Source organism: Pseudomonas sp. Irchel 3H7 (assembly GCF_900187605.1).
Lineage (GTDB): Bacteria > Pseudomonadota > Gammaproteobacteria > Pseudomonadales > Pseudomonadaceae > Aquipseudomonas.
Map to the genome: position 1 here is coordinate 330511 of NZ_FYEA01000002.1, position 23163 is coordinate 353673.

Here is a 23163-nt window from a genome sequence, read left to right on the forward strand (position 1 = left end):
TCGGCGGGTTTTTTGTTGCTCGTCGAAAAGCGTAGTGGCCTTTTACCTACAAAATGATCTGAAAATAGTGGCGTCTTTTTGGAAATCACCTACACCTAAATACCAAGGAAGAGCAGTAGCCTGATCGACAGGAGTCGGTAACCAGCCCCCCTCGTGTAATTCCTGCGTCCCTCGCATTCACTTCCCTTGCTGTTGATCGCTAGGCCTTTCGGTCGAGAGCGACTGTATTCGTTCGTCCAGTGAAAATCGGGAGGTGAACCACGCCAAACTCCATGCACCGTGACCGTATCCCGGCGAACGACCGGGACCCTGATACCAGAAAAATAATGGAGGCCCTGCCATTGCAGGCGTTGTCCCAATCAAGGAGATCATCGATGAACCAGCCCCAAGGAAAACTGGCTGTACTGGCCGTCACCACCGCGCTGTTCAGCGCGTCAACCCTCGCCGGCGTCTATCCTGACTTCGGCTATCAACCACCTTCCAGCCAATACTCTGGCCCACTGTTTGAGTTGAGCCAGAATTACCCGGCCACAGCGCCGAAAGTACCGTTACCCGGTTTTTTCAAGAATCTACCGACCAAGCCAGATAACAATTTTGAGACTTGGCGTGCGTACATGGAGGAAGTCAAAACCTATTGCCTCGAAGGCAACGTCGAGGCTGATTGGTACGTGCAGAACAATAAAAAACGTCAGTGGTATCACATGCCGTGGCAGCACTACGGCCCGCTGGGACGCGAAGGGATTCACGGCCTGACCAAAGAGGCGCAGATCCAGGTCAAGCAACTCGCTCCCACGCAGACCGCCACCGGCCAGACTTACGCGGTGGGCATCTATAACGACATCGGTGCCTATACCATCGGAGAGGTCTGGAAAGACCCGAACAACCCTGATCCGAAATACACATCGGCACCCAACAGCTTCCCCGACGGCACCGTAGTCTGCAAAGCCCTGTTCGCCGATATCGATCGCAGCACCGTGCCGTTCCTGGTGAACCCGGTGTTGTGGAAGGGCTACGTCACCGAAACGTTCACGTCGGCCAATCGCAAGGTCAAGGATGTCGCATTGATTCAGATGGACATCGCCGTGCGCGATCAGCGCATGAGCGCCACTGGCTGGATCTTCGGCACCTTTCAGTACAACGGCGCGAAAACCGGCAAGCCGGGCTGGGACAACCTTGTCCCGGTAGGGATCATGTGGGGTAACGATCCGGAAGAAATCGGCAACGACTTCACCAACCCGCAACCGACGCAAACCAAGATCAACCCCGCATTGCAACAGACTGCGATCAACGCCAAGACCCAAGAGTTGCCGCCCACCCATCTGGGCTGGAACGGTCGCCTCAATGGTCCGGTGGACAACCCCAACAGTTCCTGCCTAAGCTGCCATGCGACCGCGGAAACGCCGCAAGTGGCGATCATGAATCCAACGTTCCAGGCCAATGCGCCGCAGCCGGGTTCGCCTGAATGGATGAAGTGGTTCCAGAACATTCCGGCCGGCCATGCTTTCACGCCGGGCACTCAAAGCACTGACTACAGCCTGCAGTTGTCCGGCGGTCTGGTGAATTACTTCGAGTGGAAATGCGACATGAGCGGCATCTATGCTGACGGCAAGAATGCGTGCAGCAAAGCGTCGGACATGAAATTGAAAATGCTCAAGTCCACCAACAACGCCACGCCGCAGCCATTGCAGAAAGTCATTCGTGACCCGAGCCTGCAGCAACTGCTGGAGTAAGAAGCGAAAAGCCTGCGCACGTTTCGGCGTGCGCAGGCTTTTTTCAGTTGATCACGATGCTGCCATCAGTCTGCTGTTTGTAGACGGTGTAGGGCAGCAACAGCGTGTCGAGTGCCCCGGACACCACGGCATCGATCAACACCACGGGAATCGCGGCGTTTTTGTAATCGTCGGCATCAACGCCCTTGCCCAGAGGCGCATGCAGGCTGCAAAAGTCGTAGGCGAGGCCGCTGTAAATCCTTGGCACCGCCCCGCAATAACTTTTCTGCTCCTTGAGGCTGTCCACCGCAGCCTGGTCACTGCGCACCACGGTCTGTACGGTCCCGCAACCGGCAAGCGTCAACGCTGCCAACACCATTGCCTGAAATCTCATTACCGCCAATCCTTCGCCGGAAAAACCTCAATCTACGCCGAACATGCGGAAAAAGCACTCAGGCCATCGGTGGCAAACGCCGCTTCACCGGCGTCTTCTTGACGATCGCGGTGTTGGTTTCGGCCAAGGTATTGAGGCGGTCGAGCAGGGTATCCAGTTGTTCCATCGAGCGCACATGCAGGCGCGCGATAAAGCAGTCCTCGCCCGTCACCTTGTCGCACTCGGTGAATTCGGGAATCGACAGAATCTGCCGTTCAACTTCCTGTAACTGTCCCGGCAATGGCCGCACCCGGACGATGGCCTGCAATTGGTAACCAAAGCATTTCGGGTCGATCTCGACGGTATAGCCCTTGAGCACACCGCGTTCCTCCAGGCGCCGCAAGCGTTCAGCCACGCTTGGCGACGATAATCCACTGATCTGCGCCAGCGCTTTGAGTGAGCGCCGTGAATCTTCCATCAAGGCGCTGATGAGGATCTGGTCAATGTCGTCGGTCATGGAAAACTCCAGCATTAGGCAATTGACGGAAACCACCCTCGATAAAAAAGGCAGATTGCGAGTTTAGCCTGCTTTTTGCTCTGGAGCGTTTGCGTGTTCGCTTGGCATACTTTTGCCACAAAGACAGGAGATCAATGATGGACAAGACACTGCGTCACGGCTCATTTGAAATGACCGCCGCCATGCTGATATCCGGGACGATCGGCTGGTTTGTGCTGGTCTCCGGGCAACCGGTACTCGATGTAGTGTTCTGGCGCTGCGTGTTCGGCGCCGGCACCTTGCTGTTGATCTGTGCCGCTTTCGGCTTTCTGCGCCCGGGCATTCTGACTCGCACCACGTTCTTGCTTGCGGTGCTGAGCGGGGCGGCGATTGTCGGTAACTGGGTGCTGTTGTTTGCCTCGTATTCTCGCGCTTCGATTGCGATCGGCACGGCGGTGTACAACGTGCAGCCGTTTATGCTGGTCGGGTTGGCGGCACTGTTTCTCGGCGAAAAAATCACTTTGCAGAAGTTGTTCTGGCTGGCGATTTCGTTCATGGGCATGTTGGCGATCGTCAGTGCCCATGGCACTCAGGGCGAGAGCGGCAATGACTATCTGATGGGCATCGCGTTTGCGTTGGGTGCGGCGTTTCTGTATGCGATTGCAGCGCTGATCATCAAGCGCCTGACCGGCACGCCGCCACATCTGATCGCGCTGATTCAGGTCTGCACCGGGATCTTGCTGTTGGCGCCGTTCGCGCATTTCAGTGCGCTGCCGCAAGCCCCGAGCGCCTGGGCCAGTCTGGTGACGCTGGGCATCGTCCACACCGGTCTGATGTATGTGCTGCTGTACGGCGCGATTCAGAAATTGCCGACCGCATTGACCGGCGCACTGTCGTTCATCTACCCGATTGCGGCGATCTTCGTCGACTGGTTCGCGTTCGGCCATCGCCTGGAAACCCTGCAATGGATTGGCGTGGCAGCGATCCTGCTGGCCGCTGCCGGCATGCAACAGGGTTGGGGCTTGAAGTCCCGGCGACTGGCCGCGCAGTAACCCTCAGATGTTCCAGCGCGGTGCGGTTTTTGCCAGGCGCTCGCGCATCTCGGCGATGTTCGTCGCCAGTTGCCGGGTCAACAGTCGGTAGCCATCCAGCGTGCTGTAAACCGGCGCATCGAGGTTGGCTTCCGGCCACTCGAGCGACTTGTCCAGGCGTTGCGAGGCGCCGGTTTTCAGCGCCCGGGCCATGCCGATCAGTTGCACGCGAATCTGCCGGTGCTCGGCCTTCAGCGCGGATTGCAGGTGGGCCATGGCTTCTGGATCGTTGGCATCCGGGCGGATGTTGCCGAGGATCTCCAGCGTGCTGATGCACATGCGCAGATTGCGCTGGATGGCATCGAGTTCGGTCATGGACACCTTCACTTCCTTGGACACCGACGGCATCAATGAGCGCAGCTGCACCATCACCGCGCCGAGCCGCCCCATCAGTTTCAAATGCTCATCGGCGCTGACCGGTTGACCGCTGATGATGCGTCCGTACACCGTGGCGCAATCGCGCAAAGCATCGGCGAGGTTGTAGCGCCACGAATACACCGCGTAGAGCGGCAGGGCAAAAGAGAAGGCCAGAGCGAGGGCGATGCCGATCAGAATATCGACCCCACGCCACAAGCCATCGGTGATCGGATTGTCGCCATGCCCGGCGACGATGAACACGGTAATCGCCGAAAGCAGGGCGGTGTAACCCCCCTTGCCGATGGCGTGATAGGAGAAGAAACCGCAGACCACCGCCATTGCAAAATACGTCAGCCACGGCATGCCGAGCCATGCCTGCTGCGCCACCAGCAGCAACCCGACGCCGGCACCGATTAACGTACCGGTGGCGCGCTCGGCGGCTTTCTTGCCGATGTTGCCGTGGTGCTGCAAACCACCGATCACCACTAGCATGGTCACCGATGCCCATTCGCCGTGGGGCAGGTTGATGCCGGTGGTCAGCAGGATCGTTGCCAGCAAGCCGAGGGCCACGCGCACCGCATGGATCAGCCGCGCGTGCCGGTAGCGTCGATAAGGATCAAGCAACGGACGCAGGACACGGCGCAGCAAGGGCGGAAGTCGATGGGTGCTGTAAGTACTCAGTGCGGGCCTCTCGTGATGGCGGTTCAGGTCAATGGAACGGGAAAATGTAATTCATCCATGCTGCCATACGCAGGAGGATTTTGCGCATCGTGCCAATGTGGTGGAAGTGCTGACTGTATAACGCGGCCTGCCCGTACGCACCGCCCGGCATCAGCTTGCTGTACTGGGCGAACTCGGGATCGGTGATTTCGATGATCACCGGCACACGCCCGGCCGGCGGCGAACCGGTATAGCCGATCAGGGTGCCGGAAGGTTGCACCTGACCTTCGGCAATCACCCCGATGACATTTTTCACCCGACCGGCGAACACCTTGCCGGGAATGCCGTCGAACGCGACTTCCGCCTCATCGCCGACGGTCAGGCGCAGCAGGCTGTTCTGGCGCATCCACGCAGCAAAATATTGGCCTTCCTCGGGAATGAACACCATCGAGGGACGCAACGGCAACTTGCTCGCCATCATCCCCGGCCGCAACGAAACATGGGTGACGAAGCCTTTGCTCGGCGCGCGGACGGTGGTGTTGTCCAGCTCGAACTGGGCGTTGTCGAGTTGCGCTTGCAAATCGTCGGTGCGGGCAATCGCGGCATCCAGTTCACGCTGGGTACCGAAGTTGCGCCGGATCAATTCGGTGATCCGGTAGCGATCACCCTTGGCGGCGATCAGTTGCGCCTTGAGCGACTTCACCCGGTTTTGAAACGGCGTAGGGTCGATGCGAAACAGCACGTCGCCTTTTTCCAGCGGCTCGTTCCCTTTCACCGGCACGTCGATCACTTGGCCGCTGATGATGGGAATCACCGGCACAGAAACGAAGTAAGTGCGCGCCACTTCGGAGTAGGGATGGTTGTAGTTCATGGTGAAAATCAAGGCGCCGATCATCAGGATGCCGCCCAGTACGGCGGTGGGCACCGTCCATTTGTTCAGCGGGATACGGAAGATCTTGAACACTGCGACGCAGATCGCGGCGTAAGTCAGGATGAGCAGTAGATCCATGGCGTTCAGCCCTCCCGGTTGTGGGGAGCAGTGGCATTCGCCGCTTCGAGTCGCTCGAGGCGTCCTTGCAGTTCGATCACCTGTTGCTCCAGGCGAGCGACATGGTTTTGCACGGATTTGCCGTCACCGAACCCCCAGCCGCGATCTTCTCGATAGGCCATCGCCCAGATCCACAGGAACGGCCAGAGCGCATGCAGCGTGAACAGACTGACCCAGCCAGTGGCATGGATTGCATCCTGATGCGGATGGTTACGGTGGACAGCAATTTCGTACGGAATGTCATGCAGCACGATGATCCCGTAAAACAGCACGAGCCCGGCAAACACCAACACGCCTAACGCGAAGTAATCCAGCATGATCAAGCTCCCGGCATCCAGCACAGTGCTGGCATCAGTGTAGACACTGATTTGCCGGGCGCTTGGCGACTTTGGATCAGAACCGCATGTGGTCGCCTTCTTGCTTATTCATGATGCGGGTGACAGTGATCAGAAGATGTAATCGGTGGTCAGGAAGCTCGAATCACGCCCGCGAATGATCTCGCTGATCAGGTCCTTGTTGCTGTCCTGGAACTTGGTCGCCACCAGCGTACGGATCGAGAACACCCGCAATGCATCGTGTACCGACAGCGTACCTTCCGCCGAATTCTTGCGTCCGTTGAACGGGTAAGTGTCCGGCCCGCGCTGGCATTGCGCGTTGAGGTTGATCCGCCCGACCTGGTTGGCAAAGGTGTCGACCAGACGACCGACCGCCACCGGGTTGGTGCCGAATATGCTCAGTTGCTGACCGAAGTCCGACTCCAGCACATAGTCGATCACGGTATCGAGATGACGGTACGGCACGATCGGCACAACCGGGCCGAATTGCTCTTCCTGGTAGACACGCATCTGCGGATTCACCGGGTACAGCACTGCCGGGTAAAAGAACGAGGCGAGCGATTCGCCGCCATTGGGGTTGACCACTTCGGCACCCTTGCTGCGCGCATCCGCCACCAGACCGTGTAGATAATCGACCTTGCCCGACTCCGGCAGCGGCGTCAGCGACACGCCGCTGTCCCATGGCATGCCCGGTTTCAGCGTGGCCAGTTTGGCGTTGAATTTTTCGATGAAGCTGTCGACCACGTCTTCGTGGACGAAGAGGATTTTCAGCGCGGTGCAGCGCTGACCGTTGAACGAAAGTGAACCGGTGACCGCTTCGCTGACGGCGTTGTCGAGATCGACTTCCGGCAGAACGATGCCCGGGTTTTTCGCATCCAGCCCTAGTGCGGCGCGCAAACGGTGCGGTTTCGGGTGCAGTTTCTTCAGATCGCTGGCGGCTTTGTTGGTGCCGATGAAGGCGAAGATGTCGATCTTGCCGCTGGCCATCAGCGCACTGACGGTTTCGCGGCCACTGCCGTAGATCACGTTGATCACGCCGGTGGGGAAGCTGTCGCGGAAGGCTTCGAGCAACGGACGGATCAACAGCACGCCGAGCTTGGCCGGTTTGAACACCACGGTGTTGCCCATGATCAGCGCCGGGATCAGCGTGGTGAAGGTTTCGTTCAGCGGGTAGTTGTAAGGGCCCATGCACAGGGCGACGCCGAGCGGCACGCGGCGGATCTGCCCGAGGGTGTCCTGTTCCAGCTCGAAACGGCTGGAGCGGCGATCGAGCTCCTTGAGCGCATTGATGGTGTCGACGATGTAGTCGCAGGTGCGGTCGAACTCTTTTTCCGAGTCCTTGAGGTTCTTGCCGATCTCCCACATCAGCAACTTCACCACGGCATCGCGCTGCTGACGCATGCGGCCGAGGAAGGCTTCGACGTGCTGGATACGTTCGGCCACGCGCATTGTCGGCCACAGGCCCTGGCCACGGTCGTAGGCACGTACGGCGGCGTCGAGGGCGGTGAGCGCGGTGTCGGCATCGAGCAGCGGGGTGCTGCCGAGGATGACTTGTTCGTCGCCGTTGTCGCCTTTCAGATAGACCGGGCTGCGCACAGTGGCGAGCGGGCCGTCCCAGCGGCGCAACTGGCCGTCGACCAGATATTCGCGTTGCTCGACCTGAGCGTCGAGGCGGTATTTTTCCGGGATGTCGCTGACAGAAGGGAACAGGTTGCCAAGGATGTTTGCTGTGGTCATGTCGCTACCCCGTGTTGATGTCCGTATGCAGATCAAAAAGCCTTCACAGGTTATACGCCTGAATGCGCCGGAATTTAAACCCGCAAATGTCACCCGAATGTCACGCAAAGGCGCAGAGCAGAGCGGACATCCACATCGGAAATCCTGTAGGAGCTGCCGAAGGCTGCGATCTTTTGACTTTGATTTTTAAGATCAAGATCAAAAGATCGCAGCCTTCGGCAGCTCCTACATAGAAGTCATGTCCCCGGATGCCCCCCTCACTGTCCCGCAATGCCCTCAACCCGCTGCAGCCGCTGCCTTAATGTGTGAGCACAACAATAAGCGAGGCTGTCATGCGGGTAATCCGATTCTCTCTACTGCTGGCCTTGGTCATGGCGCTGTCTGGCTGCGGCGAAGACCCCAAACCTCCGGCCAACACCACCAACAACGCGACCCCCAAAGACCCGGCTCTGGCGCAAATCTACGCCAACAGCTGCCAGCTCTGCCACGCCAACCCGGCCGCCAACGCGCCACTCACCGGTGATCGCAAAGCCTGGGAGCCGCGCCTCCAGCAGGGCACTGACACGCTGCTCGATCACGCCATCAACGGCTACAACGGCATGCCGCCGATGGGCCAGTGCGTCGAGTGCTCGGAAGAGCAATTCCTGCAATTGATCGGCTTCATGGCCGACCAGCCCCTCCCTCAATAAGGTGCCCGGCATGACCATGGATCTGACACGGCGTCAGTTGTTGCAACGGGCAAGTATTGTCGGCGCGTTCAGCGCGTTGGCGAGCCACCCGGCACTGGGCCAGTTGATGCGTGCGCCGCGTTTGATTCCGTGGCGCAACTGGTCGGGCGGGCAGAGTTGCCTGCCAGCCGCTCGGTTGGCGCCGAAGAATCTTGATGAGTTGGCAACCATCATCAAGCAGGCACAAGGCAAGATTCGCCCGGTCGGCTCGGCGCATTCCTTCAGCGCGCTGGTGCCCACTGACGGCACGCTGTTGTCGCTGAGCTATTTCAACGGTCTGCTCGATCACGACGCGAAAACCTTGCAAGCCGAATTCGCCGCCGGCACACCGATGTCGCGCATGGGCCAGCCGCTGAAAGACATCGGTCAGGCTCTGCAAAACATGGCTGACATCGATTACCAGACACTCGCCGGGGCCATTTCCACCTCAACCCACGGCACCGGCAAAAACTTCCAGTCGTACTCGGCGCACGTCTGCGGCATGCAACTGGTGACGGCCAGCGGTGAAGTGCTCGACTGCGACAGCCAACGCCATGCCGAAGTATTCAATGCCGCCCGGGTTTCTCTCGGCGCCCTCGGTGTGGCGACGAAAATCCGCCTGCAAAACCGCCCGGCCTATCGCCTGCGCGAACGCCAGTGGATCGCCAAGACTGAAGAACTGCTGGAGGACATCGACAACAACACCCGTGAAAACCAGCACTGGGAAATGCTCGTCGTTACCCATTCCGACTACGCCTTGTCGATCGCCCTCAATGAAACCGACGACCCGGCCACGCCGCCGATCAGCCCGGAAGAAGAGGGCGGTAACGAGTTCGTTAACCTGATCGAGAAGATCGATAAGTACGGCAGCGACTTCCCCGACCTGCGCCGCACGCTGCTCAACAATTTGCGTCATCTGGCCAGTTTCGATGATCGCGTCGGCGACTCGTTCGACATCTACGCCAACGTACGCACCGTGCGGTTCAATGAAATGGAATACTCGGTGCCGGCTGAGCACGGCCCGGCTTGCCTGCGGGAAATCCTCAAGCTGATTCAGGACAAGGACCTGCGCACCTGGTTTCCCATCGAGTACCGCTACGTCAAGGCTGACGACATTCCGCTGAGCATGTTCGAGGGCCGCGACAGTTGTTCGATCTCGGTCCACCAGCATTATCAGATGGATCATCACAACTTCTTCGCGGCGGTTGAACCGATCTTCTGGAAGTACAACGGCCGACCGCACTGGGGCAAGTTGAACACGCTCAACGCGAAGAACCTGCAAGCGCTATACCCGCGCTGGCGCGAGTTTGTCGATGTGCGCCAGGCACTGGATCCGAGCGGGCGCTTTCTCAATGCGCATCTGGCGTCGATATTGGGGGTGAGCTGATGGCGGTCAATCGACGCAATTTTCTGCTTGGCACGTTGGGGTTTGGCGCATTGTTGGTGGGCGTCGGCGCGTGGTTGCGGCCGGGAGACCACGGCGCGCCGTACAGCGATTATTTCCGCGCACTGAACAAAGAGTTAAAGGAAAAAGGCCCGATGCGCCCGGTGCTGCTGATCGACCTGGATCGGCTCGATCACAACATCGATGTGGTGATGCAGTCGGTCAGGCGCGGCGGCAAACAATTGCGTCTGGTGGAGAAGTCGCTGCCGTCACCGGGGCTGTTGAGCTACATCGCACAACGTGCCGGGACGCAAAAATTGATGTCATTCCATCAGCCGTTTCTCAATCATGATGCGCAGGTATTTCCACAGTCCGACATCCTGCTCGGCAAGCCATTGCCGGTGCGTTCGGCAGAGCTGTTCTACCAAACCCACAAAGGTCCGTTCGATCCCGCAAAGCAACTGCAATGGCTGCTCGACGGCCCCGAACGTTTGCAGCAATACCTTGCGTTGGCGAAGGGTTTGGGCACGCGGATGCGTATCAACATCGAGCTGGACGTCGGTCTGCATCGGGGCGGGGTCAGTGATGTGAATGTCCTTGGGCAAATGCTCACGCTGATCAGCGCCAATCCGCAGCACCTGGAATTCGCCGGGTTCATGGGTTACGACCCGTTCGTGGGCATGGGCGTGCCGGGGATTCTCGGCTCGCCGGAGGAGTTGTTCGCCAAGGTCATGGTGAATTATCAGCGTTGTGTTGATTTCACCCGGCAGCATTTTCCCGCGTTGTGGCATGACGGTTTGTGCCTGAATACCGCTGGCAGCCCGAGTTATCGCATGCATGAAAACGAGAAGCTCAGCAGCGAGGTTTCGGTGGGCACGGCGATGCTCAAGCCGACGCACTACGATTTGCCATCGCTCACCGAACACGTCCCCGCGACCTACATCGCCACGCCTGTTTTAAAAAGCACCGGTGCGGTGAATATCCCGGCGCTGGATGGCAAGTCGAAGTTGTTTTCGTGGTGGGATCAGAATCAGCGCCAGACCTATTTCATCTACGGCGGTAACTGGATGGCCGAGTTCGAATCGCCCCAGGGTTTACAGAGCAACAGCGTCTACGGACGCAGCTCCAATCAAGAGATGGTCAATGGCTCCAACGCCGTGGGCCTGACGATAGAAGATCAAGTCTTCCTGCGCCCGACCCAGACCGAGTCCGTACTGCTGCAATTCGGCGATTTGCTGGCCGTGCGCAACGGCAAAATCGTCGACACCTGGCCCGTCTACACCTAACCCCAAATCACCCAAACACTGCAAAACCCTGTGGGAGCTGGCTTGCCAGCGATGGCGTCATGTCAGCAACCCTTTACTTCGCTGACAGACCGCTATCGCTGGCAAGCCAGCTCCCACAGGGTTCTCGGTGTATGTCCTATCTCATTGCCAAATTCTGTAATGAAGCTTTTATGACAAAAGTTCGGTAGCACATCGCCAGTCCGGTCATGCCTATGTAACGCGCTTGAGGGGCCCAACGGGGCGCTTTTCACAAGCCGAGGCGGGACGCCGGGAGTGAGGCAATGGGGACTATGGAACGCTACTCGAAAGTGGGCATGCAGGAACTCGATCAACGCCTGTCGAAGATCGTCGAAGCCGCGCGCAAGAAGCCGGTTTCGGTGTATCGCTACGGCGCGCCATGGGTCTGGATTGTCTCGCAGGATGACTGGCAGGGCGCCTTGAAAGAGGTCTCCAGCTACATTCCGCCGGGCCATTCGCTGGTGTTGCTGCGCCCGCAGATCGACGACTTGCTCGACGCCCACCGCGAGCTCCTGCACGACCTCAATGCCGAACCGGGCATGCTGATTCCCGCGCAAACGGTCATGCACATCTTGCTCCTGCAACTGCTGTATTCGGTGCCCAGCGAGCAGCAACTGTATGAACAGCTCAATTACAACCTGTTGTTCCGCTGGTTCGTCGGTCTTGGCCTGAACCAGAAAGTCTGGAGCTTCAACGCCCTCAGTCGCGACATCGCCACGCTGCTCAACGAGCCCCGGGCGGTGCTGCTCATTCAAAAAATCATCGGCGAAGTGTTCTGCGGCGCGTTGCTGCAAATGCCCGAGTTCTCCTTGAACTTCGCGCTTTTGCACACGTGGCTGGGCAAACACGCCTGCGCCTCGACAGCCAGCAATTGACGCCATACACGCGGCGTTCGAAACGCCAACAGGTCATCGCGAATTCAGGGGGTAGTGTGGAACCGATTTTCAAGTCACGGCTGGCGCTGTGGGGCTGGCTGCTGGTGACGGCGGGCGCGCAGCCGGCATTGGCCGAAGTGGCCGCCAACAACGCAGCGGCGCAGCGTCTGGTCGACGTCAACGAATACTTCGTGCGCGGCAACACCGTGCTCGATGCGCGGGCGATTGAAGAAGCGGTGTACCCGTTCCTCGGTCCGCAAAAAGCCCTCAGTGACATCGAAGGTGCGCGCGACGCATTGCAGAAGGCCTATCAGCAACGCGGCTATCAATCAGTGTTCGTCGAGCTGCCCGAGCAAGCCGTGGCCGACGGCATCGTCTATCTGCAAGTCAGCGAAACCAAGGTCGGCCGCGTGCGTGTGGTCGGCGCCAAACACTATTCGCCGCTGGACATCCGCGACGACGTCCCGGCGCTGAAGGAAGGCGAGGTGCCGGACTTCGCCAAGGTTCAGGGCGAACTCGCGCAGCTCAACAAAACCCCGGGGCGGCAAGTCATGCCACTGGTGCGCGAAGGTCAGCGCCCCGGCACCATGGACGTCGATTTGCAGGTCGAAGATCAAAACCCGTGGACTGCGAGTGTCGGCCTCAACAACGATTACAGCGCCGACACGGAAAAACTGCGCACGGTCACCAGCCTCGGCTACAACAACCTCTGGCAACTCGGCCATAGCGTCAACCTGACGTTCTTCACTGCGCCGCAGGAAACCGATAACGCCAAGGTCTGGTCCGGCTCCTACACCGCGCCGCTGACCGATCGCTGGAGCGTGCAGTTCTCCGGTTACCAGTCCGACAGCAACGTCGCCACCATCGGCGGCAGCAACGTGCTCGGCAAGGGCCACTCCTATGGCGTCTCGGCGATTTACACGCTGCCCTCCAGCGGTAACTGGTCGAATTCGCTGTCCGCCGGCATCGACTTCAAGGACTTCGACGAACGCCTGACCTTGTCCGGTGAGAGCGACAAAGTCCCGCTGCAATACGCACCCTTTACCTTCGCTTACAACGGCTATCGCTACACCGAGAAGAGCCAGCTCGGCCTCGGTCTGAGCCTGGTCGCCGCCACTCGCAGCATCTTCGGCTACGGCAGCTCCGACGAAGACTTCGACTACAAACGCTACCGCGCCAAACCGAGTTTTGCCGTGCTCAAGGGCGACACCAACTACACCTGGACCTTCGACAGCGACTGGCAGAGCGCGAGCAAAGCCGCTTTCCAGTTGGCGTCCGGGCCACTGGTTTCCAACGAACAATTCTCCGCCGGTGGTGCGACCTCGGTGCGGGGCTATCTGGCCGCCGAGCGTACCGGCGATGACGGCTTGCTGCTCAGTCAGGAAGTGCGCACGCCATCGCTGGCCAAGTACGCCGGCACGTGGATGCAGGACTGGCGTTTCTATGCCTTCGCCGAAGGCGCACAGCTTTATCTGCGCGACGAACTGCCGGACCAAGACGCCAATTACGCCCTGGCCAGCGTCGGCCTCGGCACCCGCGCCAGCCTGAGCAAATGGCTGTCCGGCAGCCTCGACTGGGGCTATCCGCTACTCGAAGGGCCGAACACCTCGAAACAGGAATCGCGCCTGCACTTCAACCTTCAAGCCACTTTCTGACAAGGAGCACGTTCATGCAGCGCCTCTTTCTTTCGTTGTTGATCTGCCTGGGCTTCGTGCTCCCGGCCACGGCTCAGGCCTGGTGGCAGGACGACTGGCATTACCGCAAACAGATCGCTGTCGACACCACGCCACAAGGCGCGGCGATCAATCAGGCCCTCGGCCGCACCGCGCTGCTGGTGCGCCTGCACACTGGCAATTTCACCTTCGACGGCGTGAAAGAGGACGGCTCGGACCTGCGCTTCGTCGCCGCCGATGACAAGACCGTGCTCAACCACCAGATCGAAAGCTTCGATGCGCTGATGGGCATGGCGCTGATCTGGGTCGATGTGCCGAATGTCGAGGGCGGTCAGCGCCAGGACATCTGGATGTATTACGGCAATCAGAAGGCGCCGGCGACCGGCAACGGCCAACTGACGTTTGATCCGAATTACACCGCGCTGTATCACTTCGACGGCGCCACCGGCACCCCGCCGAAAGACACCACCGCCTACGGCAACACCGCACAAAGCGCGACCGGCGCGGCGATTGACGGCGTAGTAGGGCGCGCCTTGCAGTTCAGCGGCCAGCCGTTGTTGCTGCCGGCCAGCCCATCGCTGCAACACAACGCCGGCAGTGCGTTCACTTTCAGTGCCTGGCTGCGCCTGGATCAGGCCAGTGGCGAGCAACTGATTCTCGCCCGCCGTGAAGGCGCCAACAGCTTGCTGATCGGTGCCAACCAAGGTGTGCCGTTTGTAGAAATCGATGGCCAACGCGCTGTCGCCACACAAGCGCTGAATCCGGGCCAATGGCAACACGTCGCGCTGACCGCTGAAGGCTCGAAAGTGACCCTGTTCATCAACGGTCGCGAAGCGGCCACGCTCGCTCAAGCGGTGCCGGCCTTCAACTCGGTCATGGCCATCGGTGCTGACGTGCACGAAGGTCCGTTCCAGCCGTTTGTGGGCGCTATCGATGAATTGCGCCTGTCGAAGGTTTCACGTCCGGCAGCGCTGTTGCTGGCCGACGCCACTTCGCAAGGCGCCGAGTCGAAACTGGTCTCTTACGGTGTTGATGAAGAGCAATCCGGTTTCGGCTTCGGCAGTCTCGGCTTCCTGCTCAACGCCGTGCCAATCGACGCTTGGGTGATCATCGCCGTGCTGGTACTGATGATGTTCCAGTCGTGGATCATCATGCTGCGCAAGAACCGCAGCCTCAGCCGCGTCACTGCCGCCAACGAAGACTTCCGTGTGCAGTTCGCCAAAGTCGGTACGCGTCTGGAAATGTTCGCCGACGACGCGCAACTCGCCCAGCGCTTGCAGCATTCATCGCTGTGGCGCCTGTACCTGGTGGCGGTCAAAGAGATCCGCACTCGCCGCGAACAGGGCGCCGATACCTCCTCGGTTTCGGCTGCGACCATCGAAGCGATCCGTTGCTCGATGGACGGCGTGCGTACCCGCGAAAATCAGCAGCTCAGCTCGAAGCTCTCGACCCTGTCCAACGCCATCGCCGGCGGCCCGTACATCGGTCTGCTCGGCACCGTGCTGGGGATCATGGTGGTGTTCCTCGGCACGGCGATGGCCGGTGACGTCAACATCAACGCCATCGCACCGGGCATGGCTGCCGCATTGCTCGCCACCGCGATGGGCCTGTTCGTCGCGATCCCGGCGCTGTTTGGCTACAACCGCCTGATCACCCGCAACAAGGAAGTCAGCGCCGACATGCGCGTGTTTGTCGACGAGTTCATCACGCGGCTGGCGGAGATGCACGGCGAGAGTCAGTTCAGTGAGTCGGCGCATCGCGGCCATCACGCCAACCACTCCGTACCGGCCTGAGGAGCACTGACATGGCGTCTGTAAATGCCTCCCACGACGATGACGAAGATGCCGCGGTAGACAGCATCAACATCACCCCGCTGGTCGACGTGCTGATGGTGGTGCTGGTGATGTTCATCCTCACCGCCACCGCGCAGGTCTCCGGGATCCAGATCAACCTGCCCAAGGCCAGCGCCTCCGTGTCGCTGTCCGAGGCCAAGACCAAAGCGATTTCGGTCAACGACGGCGGCCAGGTTTTCCTCGACGCCTATCCGGTGACGTTGGCCGAGCTGGAGGAACGCCTGCGCATCGAAAAGGCACAGAGTCCGGATTTCCCGGTGATCGTGCGCGGCGACGCGACGGTGCAATACCAAAAAGTCATTGAAGTGCTGGATCTGTTGCGCCGGCTCGAACTGTCCCAAGTCGGTCTTGTGACCGGCAAACCGAGTCAGGGCTGAGTCATGACCGCACAACTCCCGATCGAGCCGCTGCCGGTGAAAAAGCCAGCGCTGCGTTACGCGAAGTGGGGCGCCGGATTGCTCATCGGTGCGCTCGCCGCATGGTTTCTGTGGCAGTGGGCCAATGACATGAGCGGCATCCGCCGCGAAGCGCCGAAGGTGCCGACGATCATTCCGTTGCCGCCACCGCCACCTCCGCCGCCAGAAAAACCGCCAGAACCGGAAACCCCGGTGGAAGAAAAAGTCGTCGAGCCCGAGCCAACGCCCGAGCCAGAAGAGGTCAAGCCCGAGGAAGAAGCGCCGCCATCCCCGGCGGATGATCTGGCCAACCCGATGCAAATGGACGGCGATGCGCAGTCCGGCAACGACGCTTTCAACATCGGCGCGGGCAAGGGTGGCGGCATGGCTGGCACTGGTGGCGGGCGTCTGGGCACGGGCACGTACAGCCAGTTTCTGGCGTTCACCTTCCAGCGTTTGCTGCGTGAGAACCCTGAGCTGCGCAACCTCGCGTTTTCGTTGCAGGCCGATGTCTGGCTGAGCAGCGTCGGCGAGATCACCCGCGTCGAGCTGATCAAGTCGAGCGGTAACCCCGAGATTGATACGCAAGTGCTGGCCGCGTTGCGCGGTGCGCCGGCGCTGAGCGAACGGCCACCGGCCTCCATCACTTTGCCTGTGCGCCTGTCCCTGCAAGGGCGGCGTCCAGGTTGACCCCCACTTTTAAAGCTTTGGCAAAAGGAGTTGTGTGCAGATGATTTCCAACGTGAATCGATTGTCCCTGGCGGTCGGCATGGTCATTGCGACCCTGGTCGGTCAGGCCGTGGCAGCGCCCGCGCCCTCGGAGAACGCCACGATCAATCTGATCCGCTTGCTGGTCGAGCAGGGCATTCTGAAGCAGGACAAGGCCGACGCACTGATTGCTCAGGCGCAGAACGAAGCGGCCCAGGCCAAACAGGCTGCGGCATCCACCGCCGTGGCGGCCGGGCCAGTGGCGGCGCCGGGTGACGTCCGTGTGCAATACGTGCCGGCAGCGGTGCGCGACCAGATTCGTGATCAGGTCAAAGCCGAGGTCATGGCCACCGCCAAACAGGAAAACTGGGCCGCGCCCAACAGCTTCCCGGAATGGGCTGCGCGCATCAGTTTCGACGGCGACATTCGCTTGCGCAACGAATCGCGCTACTACTCGGACAGCAACAGCAACGAGATCGTCGACTTCGCCAAGCTCAACAACAACGGCCCGTACGACGTGAACCCCAACAGCAGCACCAATCTGCCGCCGCTGCTCAACACCCGCGAAGATCGCACCAACCAGTTCCGCATCCGCGCAAGGCTGGGCATGAAAGCAGAGATTTCGCCGCAATGGACCGCTGGCATTCGTATCGGCACCGGCTCGGACAACAACCCGGTATCGACCACACAAAACCTCGGCGGCGGTTTCGCCAAAAAGGACATCTGGCTCGATCAGGGCTACCTGAACTGGAAGCCTACGGATGAATTGACCCTGACCGGCGGGCGCTTCGCCAACCCGTTCATGTCCACCGACATGCTCTATTCCAACGACCTGAACTTCGACGGCGTCGCGGCGATTTTCGACCACAAACTCAATCGCGATTGGGGCGTGTTCGGCACCGTCGGCGCGTTCCCGGTGGATTACACCAACGACACCGCCAGCAGCAACGGCTTTGACAAGGAAGAGAGCGACAACAAGTGGTTGTACGGCGCGCAGATCGGCGCCAAATGGGCGATCAACAGCAACAACCGCTTGAAAGGCGCGCTGGCCTACTACCGCTTCGACGACATTCAAGGCCAGCGTTCCAGCCCTTGCGAACCGTGGGCCGGCGCGCCGGGCTGTGACAGCGACGGCAGCCGCGCGGCGTTCATGCAGAAGGGCAACAGCGTGTTCCTGCTGCGCGACATCACGCCGAACCCGCTCAACCCGACCACCACGCCGCAGCCGCAATTCGTTGGCCTCGCTTCCGAATTCAATCTGCTGGACTTGAACGTAGTGTGGGACGCCGACCTGCCAGAAGACTTCAAACTGCGCAGCCAGGGCAACTACATCCACAACCTCGCGTACGACGAAGGCGACATGCGCAAGCGTTCGGCCGGGCAGATCGTCAACAACCTCGACAGCAACGGCGACATCGAAAGCGGCGCCAATGCGTGGATGGTGCAGTTCACCCTCGGCAGCGCGCTGGACCTGAAAAAGCAGGGCGACTGGAACATGTTCGCTGGCTACAAATACATCCAACCGGATGCCTTGCCTGATGGCTTCAACGACTCGTCATTCCACCTTGGCGGCACCAACGCCAAGGGCTATTTCATCGGCGGCAACTACGGTCTGGCGAAGAACGTATACGCGACCGGTCGCTGGATGAGCACCGAAGCGGTGTACGGCGCGCCGTTCGACATCGACGTCTTGCAGCTTGAGATCAACACGCGCTTCTAAGGCGCCGGGAGAGGGTTATGAAAACGCGATTTGTGTGGCTCGGGCTCGGGCTTTTGATCGCCACTGGAGCGCATGCCGAAGGCATGGAAGAACGCCTGCGCACGCAATTGCGCAGCACCACGCAACAGTTGCAGGCCCTGCAAAGTCAGCAGGCCCAGGCCAGCGCCGCGCAACTGGCGGCGCAAAACGAAGCCAAGGCTGCGCAGGCGCAAATCAAGCAATTGAGCGCTGAGCTGGCCAAGGCCAAAGGCGTCGCCGAGCAACTCGCCGGGCAGCAACAGAGCCTGCACAGCCAGGCGCAGGCACAAGTGGCAGCCAGCGCCGAGCAGACCGGCAAGTTCAAAAAGGCCTACGACGAGTTGCTGGTCATGGCCCGTGCCAAAGAAGCAGAACGGTCTAAGCTTCAAGCGCAATTGGCTGAACGTGACACACAAGTGCAGCAATGTTCAGTCAAGAATCAGCAGATGTACGGCGTCGCCAAACAGATCCTCACTGCCTACGAAAACATCGACGTGGCCGAGGTGATGAAGATCCGCCAGCCCTTCGCGGGCAGCGCCCGGGTCAAGTTCGATGAACTGGCGCAGGGGTTCGGTGACGAGCTCTACAAGACTCAATTCGACGCGCCGCAAGCCGCGCTCTCGCACTGATAAACAAGGAAGAAGTAATGACTCAATTGATCAGCCATGTTTCCCCACAATCCCTGACCGACGTCCTGCAAGCCGCCGGTTATCGCGTCAACCAGACTGAACAGAACGGCATCGTCCAGTTGCTCAGCGCCAGTCAGGGCATTGGCTATGCCGTGCGTTTCGGCAACCCTGCGGTGGAGCAGGGCAGTTACGTCGACTTCACGTTCAGCTGTGCGCTGCGCGTGCAGGGTGAGTTGCCACACGGTGTGGCCGAGCAGTGGAACGCGAGCCGCCGGTTTGCGCGGTTGTCGTTGCAGGGCGAGTTTCTGGTGATGGAAATGGACGTGGTGGTGGCGGCGGGCGTGAGCAATGATCACCTGCGTGGCAACCTGGAATTGTGGGATCGCCTGCTGCAAGAGTTTATTGTTTATCTGCGTGACTTCACCCAGAACGGCAGCGCGCAGACCGCCAAAGTCGCCGTCGCTGAGCAAGAGGAAGTCGCGCTGTGAAAAAGCCTGCCATGGTGATCAGCGCTGCGGCAGTGGCGCTATTGGTGGTGACCGTGGCGCTGGTGGTGCGGCCGGGCAGTGACCCGGTCGCCGCCCAGCAATCGTCACCGCTGGCGACGGTTGCAACGGGGCCGGCGGTGGCGCGCTTGGGCAATCAGCAAGTAACCCCTGCGGAACTTCAAACGTTGCTGGCGACGGTGCCAGCGGAAACCCGCGAGCAACTGCGCGGCAATCGTGAGGCACTGGAACGCTGGATTCGCACGCGGCTGGCCGAGAAAGCGGTGCTGGAACAGGCTGATGCGCAGGGTTGGGCGCAGCGCCCGGAGGTTGCGCGGCAGACCCGTGCGGCGACTGAGCAGATTGTGTTCCGCGATTACTTGCGTTCGGTCAGTCAAGTGCCGGCGGATTATCCGAGTGCAGCGGAATTGCAGCAGGCTTATGACGCGGGCAAGGCAAGCTGGCAGACCCCAGCGTTGTATCGGGTCAGTCAGATTTTCCTCGGCGTCAATGATCCGCAGAATCTTGAAGCGGTGCGTAAGCAGGCGCTTGAACTGAGCAAGAAAGCGCAGGCGACACCGGCAGAATTTGCTGCACTGGCGACTCAATATTCGCAGGATCGCGTCACCGCTGAACGCGGCGGCGATAGTGGCCTGCAACCGTTGCAGCAATTGGTGCCGGAAGTGCGAGGCGCCGTGGCGCGGCTCAAGGTTGGCGCCATCTCTGATCCCGTCCAAAGTGCCGCCGGGTTCCATGTGATCAAGCTCACCGAGCAACAACCGGCGCGGCTGGCGACCCTCGACGAACTGCGCGATCAACTGACCCAGGCCTTGCGTGCGCAGCGGCAGGAACAGATTGCCCAAGCGTACCTCGACGGCATGCTCAATACCGCGACGCTCAGCATCGACGGTGCCGAGCTCAACAAAGTCCTAGAGGAAAAACACTGATTTCACCTACACCACAAACCCTCTGTAGGAGTGAGCCTGCTCGCGATAGCGGTGGGGCAGGTTAGTCAATGTCAACTGACCGGACGCTATCGCGAGCAGGCTCACTCCTACAGGGAACTGCGTAAGACAAATACAAAGATCGACAGGGAGTCATCGATGTCATTCACCGAACCCGCAGGACGACCGGGCACCACCGATTACCACTGGCCACACGACCACAGCGAACCGTGGCTCGCCCACGCCGCGACCATCGACGCTGACGTCGCCCAATACTTCCTGGTCAGCGCCCGCTGCGGTTGCTTCATGCAAGCCGCGCGCAGCCTCAACGTGCGCTCGACCTTGCTGCGTAAACAACTGGCCCAGCTCGAACAAGAAGTGCAACACACGCTGTTCAGCTTCCAGGGCAGCGCACTGAGCCTCACCCGTGAAGGCCAGCAACTGCAGGCCAAACTGATAGCGCTGGCCAACGAACGCAAACTGCCGGTGATCGAACAGCCACTGATCCGCCTCGCCGTCGCCGAATCGATCCTCCACGACATCCTCGGCCGCGACCTCATCGCACTGCTGCGGCGCAATGCCAGCGTACGCTTGGAAATCATCGCGCTGGACAGCGAATTGTCGCTGCGTGCCGTCAGCGCCGACGTCGTCCTCTGGCTCTCCCACGGCGAAACCCCACACCCGGGCCCGACCTTCGCCACCAGCGAACCGCAAGCGCTGGCACGTCTCGACTACCTGCCACACATCGCCAAACGCTACTCCCGCGTCACCGCGCGCCCGGACACCCCCGACGACCTGGCCGACTTCATGCTGGTGCAATGGCAACACGACCGGCAGATCGACAGTTTCCGGCCGTGGAATGACTTGGTCGAGCAGAGGTTGGCCGGGGTTGTGCAGATGCAGTCGTATGAATTGATGCTGGAGATGATTCGATGCAGCGCGTGCATCGGTTTATTGCCAGCGTACATGAGCCGCTTTGATCGGGGGCTGATCGCACTGCCGGGGTTGTTTGAAGAACCCATGCAATTGCAGGCGTGGCTGGCGGTCAACGCCGAGTCACAGAATGTGGCCGAAGTGCTGACCCTCACGGACCTCATTCACCACACCTTCAACGAACGCCGGGAATGGTTTCAGCCCTGACGCAATCCTCCTGTGCCCGCATTCCCCTGTAGGAGTGAGCCTGCTCGCGATAGCGGTGTGTCAGATTGATCAATATTGACTGACACACCGCTATCGCGAGCAGGCTCACTCCTACAAGTATTTACTTATGGCAGATGTCGTGTTTGGCGGTTTAGAGTGATCAGCCACACATCGATCCAGGAAGGATCCGCCATGCCCGATCACAACACCGCCATTCATATTGAACGCTTCAGCGAGTCACACATCGAGGCTGTCACGGCGCTTTACAACGAGCGGGCCGTCACCCGGCAGGTGTTGCAGATGCCGTTTCAGTCCGTCGACGTCTGGCGCCAAAGGCTGCTGGCGGAGAATGAGCGGGTGTTGAAGCTGGTCGCGCTGCATCAGGGTCAGGTCATCGGCCATCTGGGGCTGGAAAACTATTCGCGGATTCGTCGCAGTCATGCCGGCAGCGTCGGTATGGCAGTCGCTGTGGCGTGGCAGGGCAAAGGCGTCGGTTCGAAGTTGCTGGCGGCGGCGCTGGATGTGGCCGACAACTGGATGAACCTGCACCGCGTTGAACTCTCGGTTTACGCCGACAACGAGGCCGCCATCGCGCTCTACCGCAAATTCGGGTTCGAGACCGAAGGCCTGTTTCGCGATTACGCGGTGCGCGACGGGCAATGGGTCGACACCCTGAGCATGGCCCGCCTGCGCAATCGCCCGAAAACCTGACTCAGTCGCCTAGCGCGAACGCCACCGCCGACTGTGCATGCAGTTCGGTGGTGTCTAGCAGGGGCAGGGCGCTGTGTTCGGGTTTGACCAACATGCCGATTTCGGTGCAGCCGAGGATAATTGCCTGAGCGCCGCGCGCGGTGAGGGATTCGATCACCCGCTGATAGATTTGCCGCGACTGATCGCTGATCACGCCGACGCAGAGTTCGTCGTAGATGATCCGGTGTACATCCTTGCGCTCTGTTTCGTCCGGCACTAACACGGTCAAACCCTTGGCGACCAGGCGTTGCTTGAGGAAATCCTGTTCCATGGTGAATGCGGTGCCGAGCAATCCGACCGTGCGTGCATCTATGTTCAGAGCCGCCTGTGCGGCCGGTTCGGCAATGTGCAAAAACGGAATGCTGATCGCCGCCTGAATCTGCTCGGCAACCTTGTGCATGGTGTTGGTACACAGCACCACGCATTCGGCGCCGCCGGCTTCGAGCCTGCGCGCAGCATCGACCAGAATCGCTGCCGCATCGTCCCAGCGCCCGGCGTGCTGGGCCTGTTCGACAGGGCCGAAATCGACGCTGTACATCAGCAATTGTGCCGAGCGCAAAGGACCGAGACGATCACGGACTTGCTGATTGATGAGTCGATAGTATTCGGCGCTGGATTCCCAGCTCATGCCGCCAATCAGGCCGATGGTGCGCATTGGATGTCCTCAGGCAAATGACAGTGTCGAGCGTTCAGGTCTGCCCGGAGTTTCCTTTTCTTCATGCTTCGATGCCAGCAGCAAGTGACTGTACCGCTGATCTTTCACGCAAGTGTC

The 23163-nt window shown here is 60.1% G+C and carries 23 protein-coding genes; 16 read left to right on the plus strand and 7 right to left on the minus strand.

Annotated features, from left to right (window positions below):
* Positions 1-374 precede the first annotated feature (374 nt).
* A complete protein-coding gene (locus tag CKW38_RS04940; RefSeq protein ID WP_095112028.1) occupies positions 375-1730 on the plus strand; it encodes a hypothetical protein in 1356 nt (451 codons plus the stop codon).
* Between the two features lie 43 nt (positions 1731-1773).
* Here CKW38_RS04940 and CKW38_RS04945 read toward each other — a convergent pair whose 3' ends face one another.
* A complete protein-coding gene (locus CKW38_RS04945) occupies positions 1774-2103 on the minus strand; it encodes a YceK/YidQ family lipoprotein (protein ID WP_007915447.1) in 330 nt (109 codons plus the stop codon).
* Between the two features lie 58 nt (positions 2104-2161).
* Positions 2162-2599 (minus strand): Lrp/AsnC family transcriptional regulator, encoded by a 438-nt coding sequence (locus CKW38_RS04950; protein ID WP_007915449.1) that lies wholly within the window; start codon positions 2597-2599, stop codon positions 2162-2164.
* 137 nt (positions 2600-2736) lie between these two features.
* Here CKW38_RS04950 and CKW38_RS04955 point away from each other — a divergent pair, with 137 nt between their 5' ends.
* On the plus strand, positions 2737-3630 hold the full coding sequence (locus CKW38_RS04955; RefSeq protein WP_095112029.1) for a DMT family transporter: 894 nt from the start codon (positions 2737-2739) through the stop codon (positions 3628-3630).
* Between the two features lie 3 nt (positions 3631-3633).
* Here the strand turns inward: CKW38_RS04955 and CKW38_RS04960 are convergent, their stop codons facing one another.
* The 4 genes from CKW38_RS04960 to CKW38_RS04975 all read right to left on the minus strand — a co-directional run bounded on the left by CKW38_RS04960 (position 3634) and on the right by CKW38_RS04975 (position 7806).
* Positions 3634-4674, minus strand: a complete 1041-nt coding sequence (locus tag CKW38_RS04960; RefSeq protein ID WP_176472285.1) for an FUSC family protein — start codon at positions 4672-4674, stop codon at positions 3634-3636.
* A 61-nt stretch (positions 4675-4735) separates the two neighbouring features.
* Complete coding sequence (locus tag CKW38_RS04965) at positions 4736-5695, minus strand: HlyD family secretion protein (protein WP_007915455.1); 960 nt, start codon at positions 5693-5695, stop codon at positions 4736-4738.
* 5 nt (positions 5696-5700) lie between these two features.
* Positions 5701-6051 carry a DUF3302 domain-containing protein gene (locus CKW38_RS04970; protein ID WP_095112030.1) on the minus strand — a complete coding sequence of 117 codons (351 nt, stop codon included), beginning with the start codon at positions 6049-6051 and terminating at the stop codon, positions 5701-5703.
* A gap of 129 nt (positions 6052-6180) precedes the next feature.
* Positions 6181-7806, minus strand: coding sequence for an NADP-dependent glyceraldehyde-3-phosphate dehydrogenase (locus CKW38_RS04975; protein ID WP_095112031.1), 1626 nt, complete (start codon positions 7804-7806; stop codon positions 6181-6183).
* Between the two features lie 332 nt (positions 7807-8138).
* Here CKW38_RS04975 and CKW38_RS04980 point away from each other — a divergent pair, with 332 nt between their 5' ends.
* The 14 genes from CKW38_RS04980 (at position 8139) to CKW38_RS05045 (ending at position 22352) form a co-directional block, all read left to right on the plus strand.
* Positions 8139-8495 (plus strand): cytochrome c5 family protein, encoded by a 357-nt coding sequence (locus tag CKW38_RS04980; RefSeq protein ID WP_095112032.1) that lies wholly within the window; start codon positions 8139-8141, stop codon positions 8493-8495.
* Between the two features lie 76 nt (positions 8496-8571).
* The gene (locus CKW38_RS04985; RefSeq protein WP_176472297.1) at positions 8572-9900 is read left to right on the plus strand and encodes a D-arabinono-1,4-lactone oxidase; all 1329 of its coding nucleotides are present in this window, start codon (positions 8572-8574) and stop codon (positions 9898-9900) included.
* A 74-nt stretch (positions 9901-9974) separates the two neighbouring features.
* Positions 9975-11183 carry a DSD1 family PLP-dependent enzyme gene (locus CKW38_RS04990; RefSeq protein ID WP_176472298.1) on the plus strand — a complete coding sequence of 403 codons (1209 nt, stop codon included), beginning with the start codon at positions 9975-9977 and terminating at the stop codon, positions 11181-11183.
* Positions 11184-11464: 281 nt separating this feature from the next.
* On the plus strand, positions 11465-12076 hold the full coding sequence (locus CKW38_RS30585; protein WP_007915478.1) for a transposase: 612 nt from the start codon (positions 11465-11467) through the stop codon (positions 12074-12076).
* 56 nt (positions 12077-12132) lie between these two features.
* On the plus strand, positions 12133-13731 hold the full coding sequence (locus CKW38_RS05000) for a ShlB/FhaC/HecB family hemolysin secretion/activation protein (RefSeq protein ID WP_095112035.1): 1599 nt from the start codon (positions 12133-12135) through the stop codon (positions 13729-13731).
* Between the two features lie 14 nt (positions 13732-13745).
* Entirely contained in the window at positions 13746-15542 is a 1797-nt protein-coding gene (locus CKW38_RS05005) for a DUF2341 domain-containing protein (protein ID WP_095112036.1), read from the plus strand.
* An 11-nt stretch (positions 15543-15553) separates the two neighbouring features.
* Positions 15554-15979 carry a biopolymer transporter ExbD gene (locus CKW38_RS05010; RefSeq protein ID WP_007915482.1) on the plus strand — a complete coding sequence of 142 codons (426 nt, stop codon included), beginning with the start codon at positions 15554-15556 and terminating at the stop codon, positions 15977-15979.
* Between the two features lie 3 nt (positions 15980-15982).
* Positions 15983-16687 carry an energy transducer TonB gene (locus tag CKW38_RS05015; RefSeq protein WP_007915486.1) on the plus strand — a complete coding sequence of 235 codons (705 nt, stop codon included), beginning with the start codon at positions 15983-15985 and terminating at the stop codon, positions 16685-16687.
* A gap of 40 nt (positions 16688-16727) precedes the next feature.
* Positions 16728-18425 carry a putative porin gene (locus CKW38_RS05020; RefSeq protein WP_095112037.1) on the plus strand — a complete coding sequence of 566 codons (1698 nt, stop codon included), beginning with the start codon at positions 16728-16730 and terminating at the stop codon, positions 18423-18425.
* 17 nt (positions 18426-18442) lie between these two features.
* Positions 18443-19072, plus strand: coding sequence for a DNA repair protein (locus CKW38_RS05025; protein WP_095112038.1), 630 nt, complete (start codon positions 18443-18445; stop codon positions 19070-19072).
* 17 nt (positions 19073-19089) lie between these two features.
* Positions 19090-19560 carry a YbjN domain-containing protein gene (locus tag CKW38_RS05030; RefSeq protein WP_095112039.1) on the plus strand — a complete coding sequence of 157 codons (471 nt, stop codon included), beginning with the start codon at positions 19090-19092 and terminating at the stop codon, positions 19558-19560.
* A complete protein-coding gene (locus CKW38_RS05035) occupies positions 19557-20504 on the plus strand; it encodes a peptidylprolyl isomerase (RefSeq protein ID WP_095112040.1) in 948 nt (315 codons plus the stop codon). The genes CKW38_RS05030 and CKW38_RS05035 overlap by 4 nt, the downstream gene beginning before the upstream one ends.
* A 156-nt stretch (positions 20505-20660) precedes the next feature.
* A complete protein-coding gene (locus tag CKW38_RS05040; protein ID WP_095112041.1) occupies positions 20661-21641 on the plus strand; it encodes a LysR family transcriptional regulator in 981 nt (326 codons plus the stop codon).
* A gap of 192 nt (positions 21642-21833) precedes the next feature.
* Positions 21834-22352, plus strand: coding sequence for a GNAT family N-acetyltransferase (locus CKW38_RS05045; protein WP_095112042.1), 519 nt, complete (start codon positions 21834-21836; stop codon positions 22350-22352).
* A 1-nt stretch (position 22353) separates the two neighbouring features.
* On the opposite strand, the gene CKW38_RS05050 is transcribed toward CKW38_RS05045, so the two are convergent.
* Positions 22354-23046 carry an aspartate/glutamate racemase family protein gene (locus tag CKW38_RS05050; protein WP_095112043.1) on the minus strand — a complete coding sequence of 231 codons (693 nt, stop codon included), beginning with the start codon at positions 23044-23046 and terminating at the stop codon, positions 22354-22356.
* Positions 23047-23163: the final 117 nt, after the last annotated feature.

Coding starts and splice junctions, on each gene's coding strand:
- CKW38_RS05050 (WP_095112043.1), bottom strand. CDS start 23,046: ATGCGCACCATCGGCCTGATTGGCGGCATGAGCTGGGAATCCAGCGCC.
- CKW38_RS05045 (WP_095112042.1), top strand. CDS start 21,834: ATGCCCGATCACAACACCGCCATTCATATTGAACGCTTCAGCGAGTCA.
- CKW38_RS04940 (WP_095112028.1), top strand. CDS start 375: ATGAACCAGCCCCAAGGAAAACTGGCTGTACTGGCCGTCACCACCGCG.
- CKW38_RS05005 (WP_095112036.1), top strand. CDS start 13,746: ATGCAGCGCCTCTTTCTTTCGTTGTTGATCTGCCTGGGCTTCGTGCTC.
- CKW38_RS30585 (WP_007915478.1), top strand. CDS start 11,465: ATGGGGACTATGGAACGCTACTCGAAAGTGGGCATGCAGGAACTCGAT.
- CKW38_RS04980 (WP_095112032.1), top strand. CDS start 8,139: ATGCGGGTAATCCGATTCTCTCTACTGCTGGCCTTGGTCATGGCGCTG.
- CKW38_RS04950 (WP_007915449.1), bottom strand. CDS start 2,599: ATGACCGACGACATTGACCAGATCCTCATCAGCGCCTTGATGGAAGAT.
- CKW38_RS04955 (WP_095112029.1), top strand. CDS start 2,737: ATGGACAAGACACTGCGTCACGGCTCATTTGAAATGACCGCCGCCATG.
- CKW38_RS05015 (WP_007915486.1), top strand. CDS start 15,983: ATGACCGCACAACTCCCGATCGAGCCGCTGCCGGTGAAAAAGCCAGCG.
- CKW38_RS05010 (WP_007915482.1), top strand. CDS start 15,554: ATGGCGTCTGTAAATGCCTCCCACGACGATGACGAAGATGCCGCGGTA.
- CKW38_RS04970 (WP_095112030.1), bottom strand. CDS start 6,051: ATGCTGGATTACTTCGCGTTAGGCGTGTTGGTGTTTGCCGGGCTCGTG.
- CKW38_RS05025 (WP_095112038.1), top strand. CDS start 18,443: ATGAAAACGCGATTTGTGTGGCTCGGGCTCGGGCTTTTGATCGCCACT.
- CKW38_RS04975 (WP_095112031.1), bottom strand. CDS start 7,806: ATGACCACAGCAAACATCCTTGGCAACCTGTTCCCTTCTGTCAGCGAC.
- CKW38_RS05020 (WP_095112037.1), top strand. CDS start 16,728: ATGATTTCCAACGTGAATCGATTGTCCCTGGCGGTCGGCATGGTCATT.
- CKW38_RS05030 (WP_095112039.1), top strand. CDS start 19,090: ATGACTCAATTGATCAGCCATGTTTCCCCACAATCCCTGACCGACGTC.
- CKW38_RS05040 (WP_095112041.1), top strand. CDS start 20,661: ATGTCATTCACCGAACCCGCAGGACGACCGGGCACCACCGATTACCAC.
- CKW38_RS04945 (WP_007915447.1), bottom strand. CDS start 2,103: ATGAGATTTCAGGCAATGGTGTTGGCAGCGTTGACGCTTGCCGGTTGC.
- CKW38_RS04965 (WP_007915455.1), bottom strand. CDS start 5,695: ATGGATCTACTGCTCATCCTGACTTACGCCGCGATCTGCGTCGCAGTG.